This is a genomic window from Sporichthya sp. (assembly GCF_013815995.1).
Lineage (GTDB): Bacteria > Actinomycetota > Actinomycetes > Sporichthyales > Sporichthyaceae > Sporichthya.
Map to the genome: position 1 here is coordinate 21,589 of NZ_JACDFE010000004.1, position 18,053 is coordinate 39,641.

Sequence of the window (18,053 nt, forward strand, 5' to 3'; positions counted from 1 at the left end):
ATGAGCGCCGGCGACCACCCGCTGGCTCGCGGCGAACTGGTGACGTTCTCCTGCACTGCCGGGCTGGGCCGGGTGACCCTGAACCGGCCCGAGGCCCTCAACGCCTGGTCGCTCGCCTTCGGGCGCGCGCTCACCCGGGTGCTGGTCGAAGAGGCCTCCGCGCCCGAGGTTCGTGCGGTGATCATCATCGGTGCCGGGCGCGCGTTCTCCTCCGGGATCGACCTGAGGATCGGGTTCTCCACCGGGGCCGACGGCACCCACGACCTGCGAGAGGAACTCGACGTCCACCACGGGGCCATCAATGCCACGTGTGCCTTGCGAAAGCCCGTAATCGCCGCGGTCCGAGGGCCCGCATTCGGGATCGGCTTCTCCCTCGCGCTGGCCTGCGACATGATCATCGCCTCCGAGTCGGCGGTGTTCGGCCCGTCCTGGGCCCGGTTCGGCCTCGTGCCGGACGGCGGGTCGACGCTCACCCTGGCCACCGCTATCGGCCATCGCCGCGCGTTCGAGCTGGCCGCACTGTGCAAGCAACTCAGTGGGAGCCAGGCCGCGGAACTCGGCCTTGCCAACCGCGTGGTTCCTGACGACGCGCTGGACGCCGAAGCCGAGGCTGTGGCGATGCGTCTCGCAGCCGGCCCGACGATGGCCTATGCCGCCCTGAAGGACGGATTGCGGGCGGCGGTTCACGGTGGCTTCGCCGGACAACTCGACGTGGAGGAACGTCTGCAGACGGAGCTCGCCCGCACGACCGACTTCCTCGAAGGCGTCAGCGCATTCCGCGAATCCCGGCCCGCTGTGTACACCGGCGCATGAGCAGGCCAGGGGTGAATGAGACCTCGTCCATCGTTGCGCTCCCCCTCGTGGAAAGCGACGAAGAGCGCGCGATCCGTGACGCTGTCCGCACGTGCGCACTGCGTTACGGCCACGATCGGTTCATCGACGCAGCGCGCCGAGGCGAGTCCCCGACCGAACTCTGGGACAGTCTCGCCGCGGGCGGGTACCTGGGGGTCAACATCCCCGAGGCATACGGCGGAGGCGGTCTGGGCCTGCGCGAGCTCTGCATGGTCAGCGAGGAACTTGCGGCGGCGGGCTGCCCGCTACTGCTGCTGCTTGTCTCACCAGCTATCGCCGGCACCATCTTGACGCGCCACGGCTCGCCGATTCAACGCGAACGATGGCTGCCAGGAATTGGCGCGGGAACGTCGAAGATCGTGTTCGCGATCACCGAAGCTGACGCCGGCTCCAATACCCACCGGATCGCCACGACGGCCCGTCGCGACGGCGAGGATTGGGTACTGAACGGGGCCAAGACATTCATCTCCGGAGTCAACGAGGCTGACGCCGTCCTCGTCGTCGCACGCAGTGGCGCTTCCGCGCCAGGGGCACCAGGGCAGCTCTCCCTGTTTCTCGTCGACGCCGGCGCCCCAGGCCTGCAACGCACAGTGATCCCGACAGCTCTGGACGCGCCCGAGCTGCAATTCACCCTCTTTTTCGACAATGTGCGCGTTCCGGGCGACCGGCTCGTGGGCGCTGAAGGCGACGGGCTGCGTATCGGCTTCGACGGCCTGAACCCGGAGCGGCTGATCGCGGCCTCGATCTGCACCGGAACGGGTCGTTACGCCTTGGAACGCGCGTGCACCTACGCCCGGGAGCGACAGGTGTGGTCAGCCCCGATCGGCAGCCATCAGGGAATCGCCCACCCCCTGGCCGAGGCGAAAATGGCCCTCGAGCTCGCACGCCACACGATGCAGCGCGCAGCGGCGTTGCACGACGCAGGCCTCCCCGCCGGGGAGGCCTGCAACATGGCGAAATTCGCCGCCGCCGAAGCAGGCATGAAATGCGTGGACCAGGCGATTCAGACCCACGGCGGCAACGGCATAGCACTCGAATACGGACTGACCAGCCTCTGGTGGACCGTGCGGCTCATGGCTATCGCGCCCGTCTCACGCGAAATGATCCTCAACTACGTCGCCGAGCACAGCCTCGGGCTGCCGCGCTCCTACTAAGACTGCGCCTGCCCGCCCGGGCACAGCCCGCCGCCCACCCGGCAATCCGAGGGGACACACCTACCGTGCACGGACAACTCAGCAACCTCGTTCTAGAGCAGGTATCGGACGTGTCGCTGATTCGGCTCGCCCGAAAACCGGTGAACGCACTCGACATCGAGCTGTTGACGGCACTCATCGACATGGTCGACAGGGAACTCAACCGAAAGTGTCGGGCCCTGGTGATCACCGGCGAAGGTCCGTGCTTCTGCGCGGGCATCGACACGAAGCTGGCCGCCGGCTACGACGGCTTCCAACAACGCGCGATGGTTACAGCCCTGAACCAGTTCCTGTACCAGCTCTACACCGCCGCGGTACCGACGGTGGCCGCGATCAACGGACACAGCCTCGCTGGTGGACTGGTGATTCCGCTGGCATGCGACCAGCGCGTCGCCGCCACCGGCGACTACTCCCTCGGCCTGACCGAAGTTCGGGCAGGCGTGCCCTACCCCGCGATTGCACTGCATATCGTGCAGGCCGAGCTTGACCCGGCAACCGCCCGCACCTTGTGTTTGACCGGGCGCACCCTGAGTCCTCAAGGGGCCCTCGACAACCGGATCGTTGACGAACTGTGCGATCCGGAAGGACTGGTCCAGCGGGCGGTCGAACTCGCCGATGGTCTGGCCGAACTACCGGCCTACGGACGGGTCAAGGAGCAGCTGCGAGGCCGGGCAGGGCAACTCATGCGCACCGTTCTGGACCAGAACACCGACCCGATGCTGGACGGCTGGCTGAACTGATACGGAGCGGTGGACGGCGTTTCGGAGAACCGAACACAAATGGAGGAAGCGTGGCCACGATCGATGCGACGGTGACCGGGTCGCTCTGGAAGCTCCTCGTCGCCCCAGGAGACACGGTCGCCGAAGGCGACACCGTGGCCATCCTGGAGGCCATGAAGATGGAGATGCCCGTCGAGGCGGAATACGCCGGAACGGTGTCACGCGTCCTGAAGAACGAGGGCGATCCGGTGCGAGAAGGCGAACCTCTTGTCGAGCTGGAATGAGCGAGCGCGTTCGCCTCGCAGACCGGACGGTATGCGCAAGCCGATGATTGATACGGGAGCGGTCGGTATGGACGAGTCGGATTTCCACGACGTGCTGGCCTCGGTGCGGCAGTTCGTCCGTGAGCGTGTGATGCCGATCGAGAACGAGATCGAGGACAAGGACGAGATCCCGGACTCGATCCGCGAGGCGTGCAAGGCGATGGGCCTCTACGGGTTCGCCCTGCCCGAGGAGTACGGCGGGCTCGGGCTGCCGTTGACGCAGCAGGTACGGATGTCCATCGAGCTCAGCTACACCACGCCGTCCCTGCGCTCGATGTTCGGCACGAACAACGGCATTGCGGGGCACGTGCTGATCGAGGGAGGCACGCAGGCGCAGAAGGACGAGTGGCTACCGAAGATCGCCAGCGGTGAGGTCACCGCCTCGTTCTGCCTCACCGAGGACGACGCGGGCTCCGACCCCTCCGGGCTGACCACGACTGCTCGCCGCGAGGGCGACCAGTGGGTGATCAATGGCGTCAAGCGCTACATCACCAACGCGCCGATCGCGGACGCGTTCATGGTGTTCGCACGTACCAACCCCGAAGGCAAGGCTCAGCGGGGGATCTCGACGTTCCTGGTCAAGAAGGGCAGCCCCGGGCTGAACGTGGGGCCCAAGGATCGGAAGATGGGCCAGGCTGGCGCTTGGACCGCCGACGTCTATCTTGACGACGTCCGGGTCGAGGCTGACGCGCTGATCGGCGGCGAGGACGGACTAGGCAAAGGCTTCATCACCGCGATGCGCTGCCTGGCACACGGCCGTGTGCACGTCGCCGCGATATGCGTCGGGATGGCTGAGCGCCTGGTCGACGAGTCGGTCGAATTCGCCCGCAACCGCAAACAGGGCGGCACCCCGATCGGGACATTCCAGCTGGTCCAGGGCATGGTCGCGGACTCTGTGACGGACCATCGGGCCGCGAGGGCGCTAGTACTCGAGGCAGCCGCACACTACGACGCGGGCACCGACACCACGGTCGGCCCGTCCGCGGCGAAGTACTTCGCCAGCGAGATGGTGAGTCGGGTGGCCGACCGTGCGGTGCAAATCCACGGCGGTGCCGGCTACATGCGCGGGGTCGCGGTGGAGCGCTTCTACCGGGACTCCCGGGTCTTCCGGATCTACGAGGGCACCAGCCAGATCCAGCAGCTGATCATCGCTCGCGGCGTACTCGGAAAGCTCTGAACGCGAGACCCCGCCACGTACAGCCCCCGCAAAGCAAGAGGGCACCAACCAGCTCCTGGTCACCTAATGCGTGGAGCCATTTAGGCCGTGGAGCGAAATGCTGTGAACAGGACTTGAGGCAGGCGGCGATCGGCTCCAACCGGAGACGGCCGACCCAGCTCATGAGGGTGGTGAAGCGCTTCTTTGCCCGAACCGAACGTGAGGCAGGTGCCTTGCGCCGAGGCGCAGCCGAACCGCTCGTCGATGGGGCCTGCAACTGAATCACGGGGCAGATAAGGTCGTCGGTCTCGGTCAGCGGGTCGACGCCAGACCCAGTTACGCGATGCGGATCGCGTGGAGCTATTCGTGGAGCGAAATGGAGTCAACTGCAGAGGCTGTAGGCGTCTGGAGCAAGACGGGCTGATGCCATAGCTGCAGGTAGAAGCCCTAGAGGCCCCGATGTGGGGGTCTCATAATCCTGGGCCGTCGGTTCGAGTCCGACCCGCCCCACCGACCCTAGCCGCGGGGGTTGGGTCCAGCGCGCACCGCGCGCCTTGGACGGCGCTGCCGTGCATACTCACGAGCAACGCGGGTTCTGCCCACTCGCACGGGTCGCTCGGATGGGCAGGCAGCGGCACGCACAGGCCCACCAGCTGGTGGTTGAGATCCGCCGCGTAGCCACGGAAGGCGACCAGGTTCGCCCTATCCGCTGCGCGCAGCCATTCGCTACATGAACCTGCCCATGTGCCAGCTCCCGCCGCCACTGACATGCAACCGTCCAGCCAGAACGTCCTGTGGTCGGGGGACCCCGTGAACGCGTTCGCGGTGGTCGAGGACGAGGTCCGCGAGCTGGTCCGCCGCCGCGGCCTGGACCCAGTTGCCGACCCCGGCCGCCGTCCGCCGCCTGGTCGACGAGGTGATCGCGGAGTACGACGACCGCAGCCTGACCGGCGCCTGCCGAAGCTGGTCGACCTGCGCCTCGCGGCCCACCAGGTGTTCGACGCGGTGGCCGGTTCGGTCCGCTGCAGAAGTACCTCGACGACCCCACGGTCGAGGAGATCTGGATCAACGAGCGTCTGACTTACGGGTAGCGTGCTTTGGCTAGCGACGCTACGACGTGGTCGTGCCCGGGCGGAGCGGCGCCTACGGACGATCGCTACTCGCGCCCCTGGCATCGTTGCAGCGCTTGTGGGCCAGCCGGACGACACCCCGGCCGCGGTCGCCTTGCACGGCGGGCGAAACCTGGTCCGCGGCCGGGTTGGTTCGGGTCGTTCGCCTTGGCCTGGCTGGGCACCTTGTCGCCGCAGGGCCAGCACCGCACGTCGGCGCTGTCCCCCAACTCGCTTAGGTCCGCCATGTTCGGCAGCCCAGGCGCTGCGCATCGGGGGGCTGCTCGCTCCGTCACCGCACCGTGAACGGCGCCGATCGTGAGCCGATCACGAAGCCGATCGCCACGCCGAGGACGCCGAGCGTGAGGTGTATCAGGTTGTCGAGGACGGTGTCGTAGCCGTGCGGAACGAGACCGAACAGGCGGGGGGCGACGAAGCCGAGCAGGCCGACAGCGAGGTAGGCCACCCCGACCACGCCGACGACGCCGCGGACCACGCGCTCGTCGCGGACCAGCAGCCCGGCGGCCAGCAGCGTCCCGCCGCTGAGCAGGTGGATGGCGTCCTCGGCCCGGTCGATGTTGAGGACATCGAAAAGCGACTCGTTGCCGAGCAGGAGTCCCCCGATGCCGATCAGCACGACCGTCGCGCCGGTGAGGGCGGCGTAGGCGCGAGCCAAAGTACGGTCACCCTGCGCGCCGGTCACGCCGACACCGGGTCGAGCAAGCGGTCGAAGACCGCACCGACCGCTTGTGCCTGGACGTACTTCTCGACCAGGTCGACGTTCCAGTCCCTGACGCTCCAGTCCCGCGCCCGGTAGAGCCCCAGCGCGGTGTTGAGCAGCACGTCGCCGGAGTAGACGACCGCGAACCCGACGTTCACGGCTCGCTGCCCGCGCAGTCCGCGGCGGGCCGCGACGCCGTACGCGGACCCCCAGAGAGTGCCCAGGGCCAGGTGAGTGGTCTCGTTCAAGCGCTGTCGTCCCCGGGCCGTTTTCGGCGCGACAGGCAGGACCCTCTCCGCGAAGTCGGCGGGCGCGTAGCTGTCCACGCGATGGGTAACGGGCATCTCGACGAGTCGCTGGAAGGCGGTCATGACCACCGTCCCGGCGATCCCGGCGACGACGCCTCGGCCAAGGAAGGAACCGGCGGAGGTTGTGGCTTGGACATGTCAAAGCTCCTCACTGAGCGCCGGACGCAGCCGATGAGGTCCACTGGCGTCCCTGCGGCTAGGCGGGTGCTCGCCGCTGGCGGTGTCTTTCCCCGACCCCCACGCGACGAATCATCGTCATCGCTCCGGCCGGGTCGGAGAGCGTCGGATGGCGTGCGGGGCTGAACGTGCACGTACAAGGGGCGCCGGCGATGTGCTCCGCGGCGCTGGGTCGGTCCGTGGCTGTGGTCATCGTTATCTCCTCTGGCAGGTCGGATTCGGGCTACCCCTTACAGCGGGGGATTCGACCAGTTAGGGATGCGAGTGACCAGTGCTTATGCAGGTCAGCACAGGGGACAAGCCAAGAGTTCTCATAATCCCTGGGCCGTCGGTTCGAGTCCGACCCGCCCCACTCGTCGCCTGCGATCACCAGATCGCGAGGCCCGGCAGGAGCTGGGACGCGGAGTCGATGACGGCTCGGGCGTCCTGGACGGCGGCCTCGGCCTCGGCGGTGGTGGCGGCATCGCTGGGCATCGACGGGTACTCCAGTTCGTTACGTCGGCGGCGCAGGGTGGAGAACGCACGGAAGCCGGTGCCGAACTGTGCCCGCAGTGAGAGGTCCAGCGCGTAGTGCCCTCCCTTGCTGGTCGGACGCAGACCTTGGTGGGTCAGGAGCGCGGTCCCGGCATGGCGGGCGGCGTCGTAGGCGAGGACGTAGGCGCTGTCGGGGTCGGAGTCGACCAGGGCTGCTGCGCTGTCCGCTACCCGCCGTGCCTTGTCGAGCAGGGCAGTGCCGTCGGCCTGACCACCCGTCACCTGTTGCAGCCGGCCGGTCTTGACCAGCTCGGCGATCTCGGTCTCGCCGCGGGCCCACCGGGTCATTCGGTGCTCGCGTGCACGGTCACGGCCGGGGCTGCCCGGATCTGCTGTACGAGCGGATCGGTGCCGTCGCCCCATTGCTCGGGGGAGCGCAGCACCGGGTTCACCTGCAGGCCCAGGCGCACCTGGGCGCGGTCGGCTGCGTCGTAGACCTCCGCCCGATCCGGGTGTCCGATGACCAGGACGTCGATGTCGGCCGGGGGCGGGCCTTCAGCGCCGTCGTACCGGGCGGCCCACGACCCGAAGATCAGGACCGTCTGCGCGCCGGTGAGGCCGGCAAACTCGTCCTCGATCACCGTGTGGGGGCCGAAGGTCTGTTCCAGCAGGCGGGTGAGCGCGGCGGCCGAGGGGTGCTCAGGGTTGGCCCGAAGCAACCGGCTGCGTCCGACCGAGCGCGCTTGCAAAACGGTGGCGGCGACGAGGCGCTGGACCTCCCGGTGCAGTGTGGTCAGGGGGACGTCGAGGCGTTTGGCGAGCTCGGTCGTCGTGTACTCCTGGTCAGGGTGCAGCAAGAGCCAGGTCAGCAGGTCGGCCTGATGTCGGGATCGGAAAATCGGCATCAGCGGCGGGGCCTCACTACGCATAGAAGGAGCATATATTCCGGCTATGCGTAACGTCAACGATGCTCCCCGATCCGGCCGTGGAGTCATTCGTGGAGCGAAATGGAGTCAACCTGGGAGCCCGGCGACCCCGACGGCACGAATACAGCAGAGCGCGGAACTCTCCCGGCGCATTGGCATCCGCGTCCTGCTGGTCCCGACGGCTCGTCGTCGATGAGCACCTCGACCCGATTCTCTGCATGGGTGTCTCGGCCGCCTACGGGGGTGCGGGCTGGCCGATGTTCAACGTGCTCAGCGCCGAACCGGACAAGTGGGTGGTCTACCTGGCGTCGTTCACCTCGATCGGGCTCTCGTTCCTGATCGTGTGGATGTGCACCATCGCCACCGGGCACCGGGACTTCCGGATCGCCGAGAAGGCCGCGGCCAAGGAGCAGACGATGGTCGACGGTCAGCGCAATAGCCTCACGCCGGCTGGAGTGTGACGGACCAGTGGATGTGCATCGTGTGATGCGCGCGTAATAATCGAGGTCTACTCTACGTAGACGGAGTATCATGTAGGTGGACCCCCGGAAGGAACCGACCGTGTCGGCAAACCGATTGGCCGCGCTGTGCGAGGCGGCCGGCACGAAGTTCCTCCTCGCCCTGTTCGTCGATCTCAACGGCAAGCCCTGCGCCAAACTCGTCCCGGTCGAGGCCGTTGATGAATTCGCGACCGATGGGGTCGGGTTCGCCGGGTACGCCGTCGGTGCGATGGGACAGGAGCCCAAGGACCCTGACCTGATCGCGATACCTGACCTGGACTCCTTCACGCCGGTGCCATTCGTCAAGGAAGGACTGGCGATCGTGCACTGCGACCCCCACGTGTTGGGTAAGCCGTGGCCGTTCGCGCCGCGCAACATCCTGAAGGCCCTCGTCCAGCAGGCAGCGGACGCCGGATTCGAGGCGTGGGTTGGCGCCGAGGTGGAGTATTTTCTGCTCAAACGCAACGCAACCGGAGAACTCGTGCCGGCCGACGACGACGACACCGCCGCCCAACCCTGCTACGACGCCCGTGCCGTGACCCGGATGTACGACCACCTTGCCGCCATCTCCGTGGCCATGAATCAGCTGGGGTGGGGCAACTACGCCAACGATCACGAGGACGGCAGCGGTCAGTTCGAGCAGAACTTCAAGTTTGCTGAGGCGCTGACCACCGCCGACCGTGTGATCACCCTGCGCTACCTGCTCAGCGTTTTGGCTGCCGAGCGCGGCATGATCGCGACCTTCATGCCCAAGCCGTATGCGAACAAGACCGGCTCCGGCCTGCACCTCCATCTGTCGCTGACGAGTGGCGGTGCTCCGGTCTTCCCGGTCGATGATGCAGCGGAGGACCCGACGGGGCTCGGCCTGAGCGATACGGCTTGCGCCTTCGTGGCCGGGATCCTCGAGCACGCCAGCGCCCTCCAAGCGGTGATCGCGCCGACGGTGAACAGCTACAAGCGCACCAGTGCGACGACGACCGCGTCGGGCGCCAGTTGGGCGCCGCGGTCGCCGACCTGGGGTGGCAACGACCGCACCCACTACATCCGGATCCCGGACAAGCAGCGTCTGGAACTCCGCGGTGGTGACGGCTCGGCCAACCCTTATCTCGCTATCGCCGGAGCGCTCGCCGCCGGCTTGGACGGAGTGAAGCGGAGTGCCGATCCGGGTGCTCTCGGGAGCGGGCCGGGCGGCTCTCTACCGCTGACCCTGCTGCACGCCGTTGAGGCGCTCGAGGCCGACCCGGTCGTCACCGCGATGCTCGACGCCGTCCTGGGGGAGTGGCCCGACGCCGGGCTCCCGAGCGTTGCCACCTACTTTGCACAGCTCAAGCGCGAGGAATTCTTCGCCTGGCACGCGCACGTGTCCTCGTGGGAGCACGACCGCTACCTGACTGCCTTCTGACCCCGCCTGGCGAGGCTCCCGCGTTGCGGGCGTCTCTCGCCCACTGAGAGGACCACCATGTGTGGAATTGTGGGGTTGCACCTGCGCAACCCCGGGCTTCACCCGCATCTGGGTGACCTGCTGACCGGGATGCTCTGCGAGATGGAGAACCGCGGCGCGGACTCCGCCGGGATCGCTGTCTACGGCGACCCGACCTGGACGCCGGCAGGACGGGGCGCCCTTTCGCTCATCGAGGTCGGTGCGACAACCGGCGAGGTGGCGACCGCGCTGGGTGCCGAGGTCGGTGCCGAGGTCACCGTCACCGAGGTCGACACGATGTATCTGATTACCGGTCAGGTCGACTCCGAGACGCTGCTCGCGGCGGCCAAGAAGGTCTACCCGCGCGAGTTGGTCGGCGGTTTCGGCGCCGACCTTACGGTTCTCAAGGGCGTGGGCAGCCCGACCTCGCTCACCGAGCGCTGGGGACTGCGTAACGCCCAGGGCTGGCAAGGCGTCGGCCACACCCGGATGGCCACCGAGTCAGCGGTCACATCGGCCGGCGCGCACCCCTACGCCGTTGGACCGGGCCAGTGCCTGGTGCACAACGGCTCCTTCTCCAATCACGCGACGATTCGCCGTCAGCTGCGGGCGGCCGGTGTCGAGTTCGACAGCGAGAACGACACGGAGGTCGGCGCGCGCTTCGTCGCCAAGCAGCTGGCCGACGGCAAGGACGTCGAGCGGGCGCTGAAGGAGTTGTGCGCGACCTTCGACGGTTTCTACACGCTGCTGGTCTCCAATCGCGACTCCTTCGCCGTGGTCCGTGATGCGATCGCCTGCAAGCCTGCAGTGATCGCCGAGACCGACGACTGGGTCGCAATGGCCTCGGAGTTCCGTGCCCTCGCCCACCTCCCGGGGATCGAGCGTGCCCGGATCTGGGAGCCCGAGCCCGAGGTCATCTACGCCTGGACCCGTGAGGAGGTCGCTGCGTGAGCACCGATGTGAGCACCGATGTGAGCGCCGACGTCGCCGACGTGACAGCCGATGTCGCCGATGTGACGGCCGACGTCGCCGAGGTGACCGCTGAGGCCACGCGCTACTGCCTGAGCCAGACGCCGCTGCGCGAGGTCAACCAGGCGCTGCATGCCGCCGGCCTCGAGGGGGAGTTCATCATCGACCAGCCTTTCGGCGCGCATGCTGTGGCGGTCGGAGTGAACGCTCCCGTCAAGATCACTGTCAACGGCCACGTCGGCTACTACGCCGCCGGCATGAACCAGCAGGCCGAGATCATCATCGTCGGCAACGCCGGCACCGGCGTCGCTGAGAACATGATGAGCGGAACGGTCGTGGTCAAGGGCAACGCCTCGCAGTCGGCCGGGGCCACCGCGCACGGTGGGCTGCTGGTGATCGAGGGCGACGCCGCAGCCCGTTGCGGCATTTCGATGAAGGGCGTCGACATCGTCGTCGGCGGAAACATCGGCCACAACAGTGCCTTCATGGCCCAGGCCGGACGCTTGGTGGTCCGCGGCGGGGCCGGCGACGGTCTCGGCGACTCGATCTACGAGGCCCGCCTCTACATCCGCGGGGCCGCCGCCTCCCTCGGTGCCGACTGCGTCGCCAAGGAGATGCGGCCCGAGCACCACGAGGAACTCGCCGGGCTGCTCAAGTCCGCCGGATTCGAGGACGACGATCCGGCCTCGTACACCCGCTACGGCTCGGCCCGGCAGCTCTACCACTTCCACGTCGACAACACGTCGGCGTACTGATCGGGAGCACACGACCATGGCTTACACCGACGACGATCGCGCCCGGCTCGGCCTGCGTGAGTCCGCGACCTTCGACCGGGCCACGATCGCGGCGATCCAGCGTGCCGCCCAGACCGGCATCTACGACATCCGCGGGTGGGGCGCCAAGCGAGCGCTGCCGCACTTCGACGACCTGTTGTTCCTCGGAGCGTCGATGTCCCGGTATCCCTTGGAGGGCTATCGCGAGAAGTGCGGGACCGACGTGGTCCTCGGCACCCGCAACGCCAAGTACCCCCTGCACCTGCAGACCCCGGTGACGATCGCGGGTATGTCCTTCGGCGCACTCAGCGGCCGGGCGAAGGAGGCGCTCGGACGCGGCGCGTCCGAGGTCGGTACGTCGACGACGACTGGTGACGGCGGCATGACGCCGGAGGAGCGTGGTCAGTCCAAGCACCTCGTTTACCAGTACCTCCCGAGCCGTTACGGCATGAACCCCGACGACCTGCGCAAGGCCGACGCGATCGAGATCGTGCTCGGCCAGGGAGCGAAGCCGGGCGGTGGCGGCATGCTGCTCGGTCAGAAGATCTCCGAGCGGGTCGCCGGCATGCGAACTCTTCCCCAAGGCATCGACCAGCGCTCGGCGTCGCGCCACCCCGACTGGACCGGCCCGGACGATCTCGCCATCAAGATCGTCGAACTCCGGGAGATCACCGACTGGGAGAAGCCGATCTACGTCAAGGTCGGAGCCACCCGCACCTACTACGACGTCAAGCTCGCCTGCCATGCCGGCGCCGACGTCGTCGTGGTTGACGGAATGCAGGGCGGCACCGCCGCCACGCAGGACGTCTTCATCGAGCACGTCGGCATCCCGACCCTGGCCGCGATTCCGCAGGCCGTGCAGGCGCTGCAGGAGCTCGGGCTGCACCGGGAGGTTCAGTTGATCGTCTCCGGCGGCATCCGCAACGGTGCCGACGTCGCCAAGGCGATGGCCCTGGGTGCGGACGCGGTGGCGATCGGGACGGCAGCGCTCATCGCTCTCGGCGACAACGACCCCAAATGGTCAGCGGAGTATGAGGCGCTCGGCAGCGCAGCCGGCTTCTACGACGACTTCCAGGATGGCAAGGACCCCGCCGGCATCTCGACCCAGGACCCGGAGCTCGCGGCCCGGTTCGACCCGATCGTGGGCGGGCGCCGGCTCGCGAACTTCCTGCGGGTGCTCACGATGGAGGCCCAGACCGTCGCGCGCGCCTGCGGCAAGGCACACCTAACGCACCTCGAGCCCGAGGACCTCGTCGCGGTGTCCATCGAGGCCGCCGCCATGGCTCGGGTGCCGCTCGCCGGCACCTCGTGGATCCCCGGCTGGAACAACGGAGGCACCTTCTGATGGCCAGTAGGGCAGTCGTCATCGGCGGCGGGCTGATCGGCCTGTCGATCGCCCGCGCCCTCACCGAACGCGGTCTGTCGGAGGTGCTCGTCCTTGAGCGCCAGGTCCTCGCCGGTGGCGGGACGGGCAAGTCCAGCGGCATCGTCCGCTCGCACTACGGCGTCCCGTCCATCGCCGCCATGGCCTGGCGCAGCCTTCCCGTGTTCGAGGAACTCGGTGAGGAGGTGGGCTTCCGCCAGGTCGGCTACACCGTCATCGTCGGCGAGGAGAACGTCGAGCCGCTCAAGGCCAACACCGCGATGCACCAGAGCCTGGGGATCGACGTCGACCTCATCGACAACGATCAGCTCGAGGCGCTCTGGCCGATGATGGAGATCGGCGACGTCGCCTCGGCGTCGTACGAGCCCCGCGGCGGGTTCGCCGACGCGACCCAGCTCGCCCTCCACTACGGCCAGGTGGCCCGCGCCAAGGGCGCGAGGATCCGCCAGAGCACGCCCGTCGCGCGGATCCTCACCAAGGGGGAGAAGGTCACCGGCGTTGAGCTCGCAAGCGGCGAGGTCGTCGAGGCGGACCTCGTCATCGTGGCGGCCGGCTGGTGGTCGGCCAAGCTCCTCGCGGACCTCGGCATCGACTTTCCGATCGAGGCGTACCGCTCGGAGCTGATCATCGTCGACGCGGGCGTGCCGCTGGCGAACGTGCCGGTGGTGTCCGACCTGGTGAGCCTGCAGTACTGCCGGCTCGAGGGCGCCGGTCAGTTCCTGGTCGGCAACAGCGACCACGCCGATTTCGAGAAGAAGTACGCCGACGCCGACACCTACTCGAACGTCGTCAGCGAGGCGAGCATCATGAGGTACGCCGAGAAGCTGATGCATCGCTTCCCCGGTTTTCCGGACCCGTCGGTCACCCACAACTACGCCGGGGTCTACGACGTCCTGCCCGACTGGAATCCCGTCATCGCCCCGGCCGGTCAGGTCGAGGGCCTTCTCGTGTGTGCCGGTTTCGCCGGTCACGGCTTCAAGATCGCCCCCGCCGTGGGCGACCTCGTCGCGGACCTGGTCTTCGAGGGGGAGAGCACCGACCCGGACATCCCGGCCTCGGACTTCCGCTTGGAACGGTTCGCCGAGGGCAAGTTCCTCTCCAGCCTGCACCCCTACGTGGGCGCCGGCGAGATGCGCTGACGATTCGATGATCCTCGATGCCTTGCGGGTGGCGCCGGTTCGGTGGCGCAACGGTGCCGGCGCCACTCGAGAGCTGGCCATCGCGACAGATTCCGACGGCGAGACGCTGTGGCGGATCAGTCTCGCCGACATCGACAAGGCTGCGCCGTTCTCGGAGTTCCCTGGCCTGGATCGCCTCTTCACGGCGCTCGGTGAGCTCCGCCTGACCATCGACGGATCAGTCGTCCATCTCGAGTCCGGCGGGCAGGTCCGGTTCCCCGGAGAGGCGCTGGTATCGGTCGCCCTCGACCAGCCGACCCGGGCCCTGAACGTGATGACCCGTCGGGGTGCCTGGCACGCCGAGGTCGTCCATCGCCCGGCCGGTCAACGCATGAGTCAGGGCGCGCATGCGACCGTAGTCCTGGGCGAGCTGGATGCCGACGTCCTGCTGACCTCGCTGACGGCGGTTGCCGATGTCTGACACCGTGACCTCACTGCTCGCGGAGATCGCGGACGTCGGAACCGATCCGCAACGCGGCGGCTACTCCCGGCCCGTCTGGTCCACCGCGGAGCTCGAGCTTCGGGAATGGTTCGTCGCGAAGGCGGGCGACCGCGGCCTCGATGTCGAGACCGATCGGAACGGGATCATCTGGGCCTGGCACGTCTCGGGCCGCGACCGTTCCGGCGCGGTGGTGACGGGCAGTCACCTCGACTCGGTGCCGGGTGGGGGTGCATTCGACGGTCCCCTCGGTGTCGCCTCAGCGCTGGTCGCCTTCGACCATCTGACGTCCAGGGGGGTGGCGCCCGACCGCCCCAGGGCCATCGCCGTCTTTCCCGAGGAGGAGGGGTCCCGGTTCGGCCTCGCCTGCCTCGGGTCGCAACTGATGACGGGGGCCGTCACCCCTGACCGGGCGCGTGCCCTGAAGGACGGCGACGGCACGACGTTCGCCGAGGTGTGCGCGAAGGCAGGCCTCGACCCGGCGCACCTGGGTGCCGATCCGGCGGCCCTGGCCCGCATCGACACCTTCGTCGAGCTCCACGTCGAGCAGGGCCGCGGCCTCGTCGACCTCGACCGGCCGGTGGCGGTCGCGTCCTCGATCCTCGGCCACGGACGGTGGCGGATCACGGTCCACGGAGAAGGCAACCACGCGGGCGCCACGCTCATGGCTGACCGCCGAGACCCGCTGGTCGCCGCAGCGAAGCTCGTCGTCGGGATCCAGTCGCTCGCGCGGGAGACGGCTGATGCCCGGGCCACCGTCGGGCGGCTGATCCCGACCCCCGGCGGCACGAACGTCATCGCGTCCCGGGTCGACGTCTGGCTCGACGTTCGTCATCCCGAGGACACGGTCGTGCACGCGCTCGTCGAACGGATCCGGCGATCCGCCGGTCGGCTGGCGGCGGAAGAGGGATGTACCGCCACGGTCGTCGAGGAGTCCTACAGCCCCACCGTCGACTTCGACCCGCAGCTTCGCGAGGACCTCGCAATGGTTCTCGGGAACGCGCCGGTCCTCGGCACCGGGGCCGGCCACGATGCCGGCGTCCTGAAGGAGCACGTGCGCACCGCAATGCTCTTCGTCCGCAACCCCACCGGGATCTCCCACTCGCCCAATGAGTACATCGAGGACGCCGATGCCGAGGCGGGAGCCCTCGCGCTCGCCGCCGGCCTCGAACTCCTCCTGACCAGGTGAGCGGGCGTCATGGATAAGGTATGTGCGTGCCCGAAGACGAGAGCCTGCTGCGCGATCGCGCGGGCATCGCTCGGAGTCGCGCGACCGACGAGTCGCTCGACTCGGTCGCGCTCGAGGTTGCCATTGCTCGCAATGTCCGTGACCTGCGCACTCACCGCGGCCTTTCGGTCGCGGACATGGCTGTCGAGGTCGGCATCTCGAAGGCGATGCTGTCCAAGATCGAGAACGCTCAGACCGCGTGCAGCCTGAGTACTCTCGCCGCTCTCGCACGGGGCCTCGATGTTCCGGTGACCTCGTTGTTCCGTGGTGCGGACACCGAACGCCAAGTGTCCTATGTCAAGGCCGGCCGCGGGACCCGGATCGTGCGCAATGGGTCCCAGGCCGGCCACGACTACGAGCTGCTCGGCACACTCCGCGGAGAGCACAAGCGCCTTGAGTGCCTCATGGTGACGTTGACGGCCAAGAGCGACACCTATCCGCTGTTTCAGCACCCGGGCACGGAGTTCATCTACATGCTCGAAGGCAAGATGGACTATGAGCATGGTCGCTCGACGTACCGGCTTGGACCAGGCGACTCCCTTCAGTTCGACGGCGAAGGCACGCACGGTCCGGCAATCCTGGTACAGGTTCCGATCCGCTTCCTGTCTGTGATCGCGTTTCCAGACATATCCGTCTGACGCGGCTGAGCGCGCCCCACTCTGATTGGGGGCTCGCTTGCCACCAGATGTCCGCCGTCATGCGGATTCGGACATTCCGCCGGAAACGGGGACAAGCCATCAGAAACACGACCGTAACACGCGAGCAATTCCGACGAGGGTTTCATCTCCGTAGACTGTGTCCACCTAGAGTTAACAGGTAGTGCTACAGCACGCGCTGCCGTTCCGGTGATCCGGTCCGGCAGTCCCCGAATACGAGGAGATGCATCATTCATGGTGAAGGCCACGACCGGGACCATTCCCGGCATGCGCGTCCCGGGCTGGTCCCGATGAAGACGAGAATCCAGCGTCTCGCGGTCTGGGGCGCAGCCGCAGCGCTCCTGACCGCGGGCGCGGCGCTGCCGTTGACCGGCGCCTCCGCCGAGGACACCCGCACGGAAGCCCAGCTGGCCGCCGCCGCCACGGCCGCCCGCGAAAAGATCTTCGGCGCCGACTGGGCCAACCCGGACAACGTCCAGGTCAAGTGGGTCGCCATCACGACCTACATCGCCAACTTCGGCGGCCGCATCGTGCTGCTCGACTCCACGATCATGGACAACCTGCAGGGGTCGAACCAGACGCCCTACATCAGCCTCGACGAGGTCATCGACGCAAAGCCTGAGGCAATCCTCCAGAACCACACGCACCTCGACCAGATGCGTCACGCCTCGCGGATCGCGGCGATCACCGGGGCACAGCTGGTCACCACGGCCGGCGGCTGCCTTTTCGCCAAGCGGGATGCCATCCAGCGTGGCTTCAAAGAGTCCGCGGTCAACTGCAACTACGTCCGCGACTCTTCCGGGCGCGTGTTCACCGGTCTGGACACCTACGCTCTCCCGATTAGCGGCGAACCCTTGGTCACGCCGTTCGGCACGGTCGGCAAACCGGAGAGCCCGATCCCGGGTCTCGACATCACGGTCGTGAACATCAAGCACAGCCAGATCCGGCCGTACCCGGACGACTTGACCTACCCCTACGTCGGCGCGGACCCCTCGCCCCTGGTCGACGACACGCCGTCGCCCGAGCAGTTGGCCGACTTCGGGCTCACACAGGACTTCGACAACGGCAACCTGCTCTTCATGGTGGGCTACAAGGGCTTCAACGTCGTCCACCACGGATCCTCCGGCTCACTCAACCCGATCGAGCCGGGCCAAGCCGAGATTCGCGAGGGGCTGCGGGCTCTCTCGCTGAAGGAACGCCCGGACGTCGAGCTGGGCGGGATCCAGGAGCTGACCTACACCAACGGCTTCGTCGAGGCTCGTCGGTACGCGGAGGAGATCGGGGCCAAGCTGTACATCCCGCTCCACCACGGCAACTGGCTGCCGCCGATCACGGCCGAGGCCCGCTCCTACTACGACGGCTGGCTGGCCGAGATGCAGAGGACGACGGCGAGCGTCTTCCCGAAGCTGTGTTTCGTGGTCGAGGAGAACATGGCCACCGCGTTCACCTTCAACGTCAAGAAGTGGGCGGGCGACAAGACCGGACCGTTCGAAGCGATCGGCGGGCCGGGCTGCTACACCGGCTCAGGCTGAGGTCAGGGTCGCCGGA

Annotated in this window: 19 protein-coding genes; 15 read left to right on the forward strand and 4 right to left on the reverse strand. The window is 67.8% G+C overall.

What is annotated here, in order from left to right; genetic code table 11:
* The 5 genes from H0X00_RS01040 to H0X00_RS01060 all read left to right on the forward strand — a co-directional run bounded on the left by H0X00_RS01040 (position 1) and on the right by H0X00_RS01060 (position 4,264).
* Positions 1-813, forward strand: coding sequence for an enoyl-CoA hydratase-related protein (locus tag H0X00_RS01040; protein WP_293766689.1), 813 nt, complete (start codon positions 1-3; stop codon positions 811-813).
* Entirely contained in the window at positions 810-2,006 is a 1,197-nt protein-coding gene (locus H0X00_RS01045; protein WP_367186380.1) for an acyl-CoA dehydrogenase family protein, read from the forward strand. Before H0X00_RS01040 ends, H0X00_RS01045 begins: the two co-directional genes overlap by 4 nt.
* A gap of 110 nt (positions 2,007-2,116) precedes the next feature.
* The gene (locus H0X00_RS01050) at positions 2,117-2,785 is read left to right on the forward strand and encodes an enoyl-CoA hydratase/isomerase family protein (protein ID WP_293766691.1); all 669 of its coding nucleotides are present in this window, start codon (positions 2,117-2,119) and stop codon (positions 2,783-2,785) included.
* Between the two features lie 50 nt (positions 2,786-2,835).
* Complete coding sequence (locus tag H0X00_RS01055; protein ID WP_293766692.1) at positions 2,836-3,048, forward strand: acetyl-CoA carboxylase biotin carboxyl carrier protein subunit; 213 nt, start codon at positions 2,836-2,838, stop codon at positions 3,046-3,048.
* A gap of 67 nt (positions 3,049-3,115) precedes the next feature.
* The gene (locus tag H0X00_RS01060; protein ID WP_293766693.1) at positions 3,116-4,264 is read left to right on the forward strand and encodes an acyl-CoA dehydrogenase family protein; all 1,149 of its coding nucleotides are present in this window, start codon (positions 3,116-3,118) and stop codon (positions 4,262-4,264) included.
* Positions 4,265-5,644: 1,380 nt separating this feature from the next.
* Here the strand turns inward: H0X00_RS01060 and H0X00_RS01065 are convergent.
* The 4 genes from H0X00_RS01065 to H0X00_RS01080 all read right to left on the reverse strand — a co-directional run bounded on the left by H0X00_RS01065 (position 5,645) and on the right by H0X00_RS01080 (position 7,961).
* Positions 5,645-6,055: a hypothetical protein gene (locus tag H0X00_RS01065; RefSeq protein ID WP_293766694.1), complete on the reverse strand. Its 411-nt coding sequence runs from the start codon at positions 6,053-6,055 to the stop codon at positions 5,645-5,647.
* Positions 6,052-6,444 carry a hypothetical protein gene (locus tag H0X00_RS01070; protein WP_293766695.1) on the reverse strand — a complete coding sequence of 131 codons (393 nt, stop codon included), beginning with the start codon at positions 6,442-6,444 and terminating at the stop codon, positions 6,052-6,054. The genes H0X00_RS01065 and H0X00_RS01070 overlap by 4 nt, the downstream gene beginning before the upstream one ends.
* Positions 6,445-6,924: 480 nt before the next feature.
* Positions 6,925-7,380 (reverse strand): hypothetical protein, encoded by a 456-nt coding sequence (locus H0X00_RS01075; protein WP_293766696.1) that lies wholly within the window; start codon positions 7,378-7,380, stop codon positions 6,925-6,927.
* Complete coding sequence (locus H0X00_RS01080; RefSeq protein ID WP_293766697.1) at positions 7,377-7,961, reverse strand: hypothetical protein; 585 nt, start codon at positions 7,959-7,961, stop codon at positions 7,377-7,379. Before H0X00_RS01080 ends, H0X00_RS01075 begins: the two co-directional genes overlap by 4 nt.
* 149 nt (positions 7,962-8,110) lie before the next feature.
* On the opposite strand from H0X00_RS01080, the gene H0X00_RS01085 reads away from it, so the two are divergent.
* The 10 genes from H0X00_RS01085 to H0X00_RS01130 all read left to right on the forward strand — a co-directional run bounded on the left by H0X00_RS01085 (position 8,111) and on the right by H0X00_RS01130 (position 18,037).
* Positions 8,111-8,419, forward strand: coding sequence for a hypothetical protein (locus H0X00_RS01085; RefSeq protein WP_293766698.1), 309 nt, complete (start codon positions 8,111-8,113; stop codon positions 8,417-8,419).
* A 100-nt stretch (positions 8,420-8,519) separates the two neighbouring features.
* Entirely contained in the window at positions 8,520-9,860 is a 1,341-nt protein-coding gene (gene glnT, locus H0X00_RS01090) for a type III glutamate--ammonia ligase (RefSeq protein ID WP_293766699.1), read from the forward strand.
* Between the two features lie 57 nt (positions 9,861-9,917).
* Positions 9,918-10,829, forward strand: coding sequence for a hypothetical protein (locus tag H0X00_RS01095; RefSeq protein WP_293766700.1), 912 nt, complete (start codon positions 9,918-9,920; stop codon positions 10,827-10,829).
* An 83-nt stretch (positions 10,830-10,912) separates the two neighbouring features.
* Positions 10,913-11,602, forward strand: a complete 690-nt coding sequence (locus H0X00_RS01100) for a protein glxC (RefSeq protein WP_367186382.1) — start codon at positions 10,913-10,915, stop codon at positions 11,600-11,602.
* Positions 11,603-11,618: 16 nt separating this feature from the next.
* Entirely contained in the window at positions 11,619-12,965 is a 1,347-nt protein-coding gene (locus H0X00_RS01105) for an FMN-binding glutamate synthase family protein (protein WP_293766702.1), read from the forward strand.
* Positions 12,965-14,143 (forward strand): FAD-binding oxidoreductase, encoded by a 1,179-nt coding sequence (locus tag H0X00_RS01110; RefSeq protein WP_293766704.1) that lies wholly within the window; start codon positions 12,965-12,967, stop codon positions 14,141-14,143. The genes H0X00_RS01105 and H0X00_RS01110 overlap by 1 nt, the downstream gene beginning before the upstream one ends.
* 7 nt (positions 14,144-14,150) lie before the next feature.
* Positions 14,151-14,603 (forward strand): HutD family protein, encoded by a 453-nt coding sequence (locus tag H0X00_RS01115; RefSeq protein WP_293766706.1) that lies wholly within the window; start codon positions 14,151-14,153, stop codon positions 14,601-14,603.
* Positions 14,596-15,810 (forward strand): allantoate amidohydrolase, encoded by a 1,215-nt coding sequence (locus H0X00_RS01120; RefSeq protein ID WP_293766708.1) that lies wholly within the window; start codon positions 14,596-14,598, stop codon positions 15,808-15,810. The genes H0X00_RS01115 and H0X00_RS01120 overlap by 8 nt, the downstream gene beginning before the upstream one ends.
* A 20-nt stretch (positions 15,811-15,830) precedes the next feature.
* Positions 15,831-16,487, forward strand: coding sequence for a helix-turn-helix domain-containing protein (locus H0X00_RS01125; RefSeq protein ID WP_367186381.1), 657 nt, complete (start codon positions 15,831-15,833; stop codon positions 16,485-16,487).
* 308 nt (positions 16,488-16,795) lie between these two features.
* Positions 16,796-18,037, forward strand: coding sequence for a hypothetical protein (locus H0X00_RS01130; protein ID WP_293766712.1), 1,242 nt, complete (start codon positions 16,796-16,798; stop codon positions 18,035-18,037).
* The last annotated feature ends 16 nt before the right edge of the window (positions 18,038-18,053 follow it).

What these genes read in the sequence shown, in the direction of transcription:
- H0X00_RS01130 (WP_293766712.1), top strand. Translation starts at nt 16,796, where the DNA reads ATGAAGACGAGAATCCAGCGTCTCGCGGTCTGGGGCGCAGCCGCAGCG.
- H0X00_RS01040 (WP_293766689.1), top strand. Translation starts at nt 1, where the DNA reads ATGAGCGCCGGCGACCACCCGCTGGCTCGCGGCGAACTGGTGACGTTC.
- H0X00_RS01095 (WP_293766700.1), top strand. Translation starts at nt 9,918, where the DNA reads ATGTGTGGAATTGTGGGGTTGCACCTGCGCAACCCCGGGCTTCACCCG.
- H0X00_RS01110 (WP_293766704.1), top strand. Translation starts at nt 12,965, where the DNA reads ATGGCCAGTAGGGCAGTCGTCATCGGCGGCGGGCTGATCGGCCTGTCG.
- H0X00_RS01080 (WP_293766697.1), bottom strand. Translation starts at nt 7,961, where the DNA reads ATGCGTAGTGAGGCCCCGCCGCTGATGCCGATTTTCCGATCCCGACAT.
- H0X00_RS01045 (WP_367186380.1), top strand. Translation starts at nt 810, where the DNA reads ATGAGCAGGCCAGGGGTGAATGAGACCTCGTCCATCGTTGCGCTCCCC.
- H0X00_RS01075 (WP_293766696.1), bottom strand. Translation starts at nt 7,380, where the DNA reads ATGACCCGGTGGGCCCGCGGCGAGACCGAGATCGCCGAGCTGGTCAAG.
- H0X00_RS01120 (WP_293766708.1), top strand. Translation starts at nt 14,596, where the DNA reads ATGTCTGACACCGTGACCTCACTGCTCGCGGAGATCGCGGACGTCGGA.
- H0X00_RS01070 (WP_293766695.1), bottom strand. Translation starts at nt 6,444, where the DNA reads ATGACCGCCTTCCAGCGACTCGTCGAGATGCCCGTTACCCATCGCGTG.
- H0X00_RS01125 (WP_367186381.1), top strand. Translation starts at nt 15,831, where the DNA reads ATGTGCGTGCCCGAAGACGAGAGCCTGCTGCGCGATCGCGCGGGCATC.
- H0X00_RS01115 (WP_293766706.1), top strand. Translation starts at nt 14,151, where the DNA reads ATGATCCTCGATGCCTTGCGGGTGGCGCCGGTTCGGTGGCGCAACGGT.
- H0X00_RS01060 (WP_293766693.1), top strand. Translation starts at nt 3,116, where the DNA reads ATGGACGAGTCGGATTTCCACGACGTGCTGGCCTCGGTGCGGCAGTTC.
- H0X00_RS01105 (WP_293766702.1), top strand. Translation starts at nt 11,619, where the DNA reads ATGGCTTACACCGACGACGATCGCGCCCGGCTCGGCCTGCGTGAGTCC.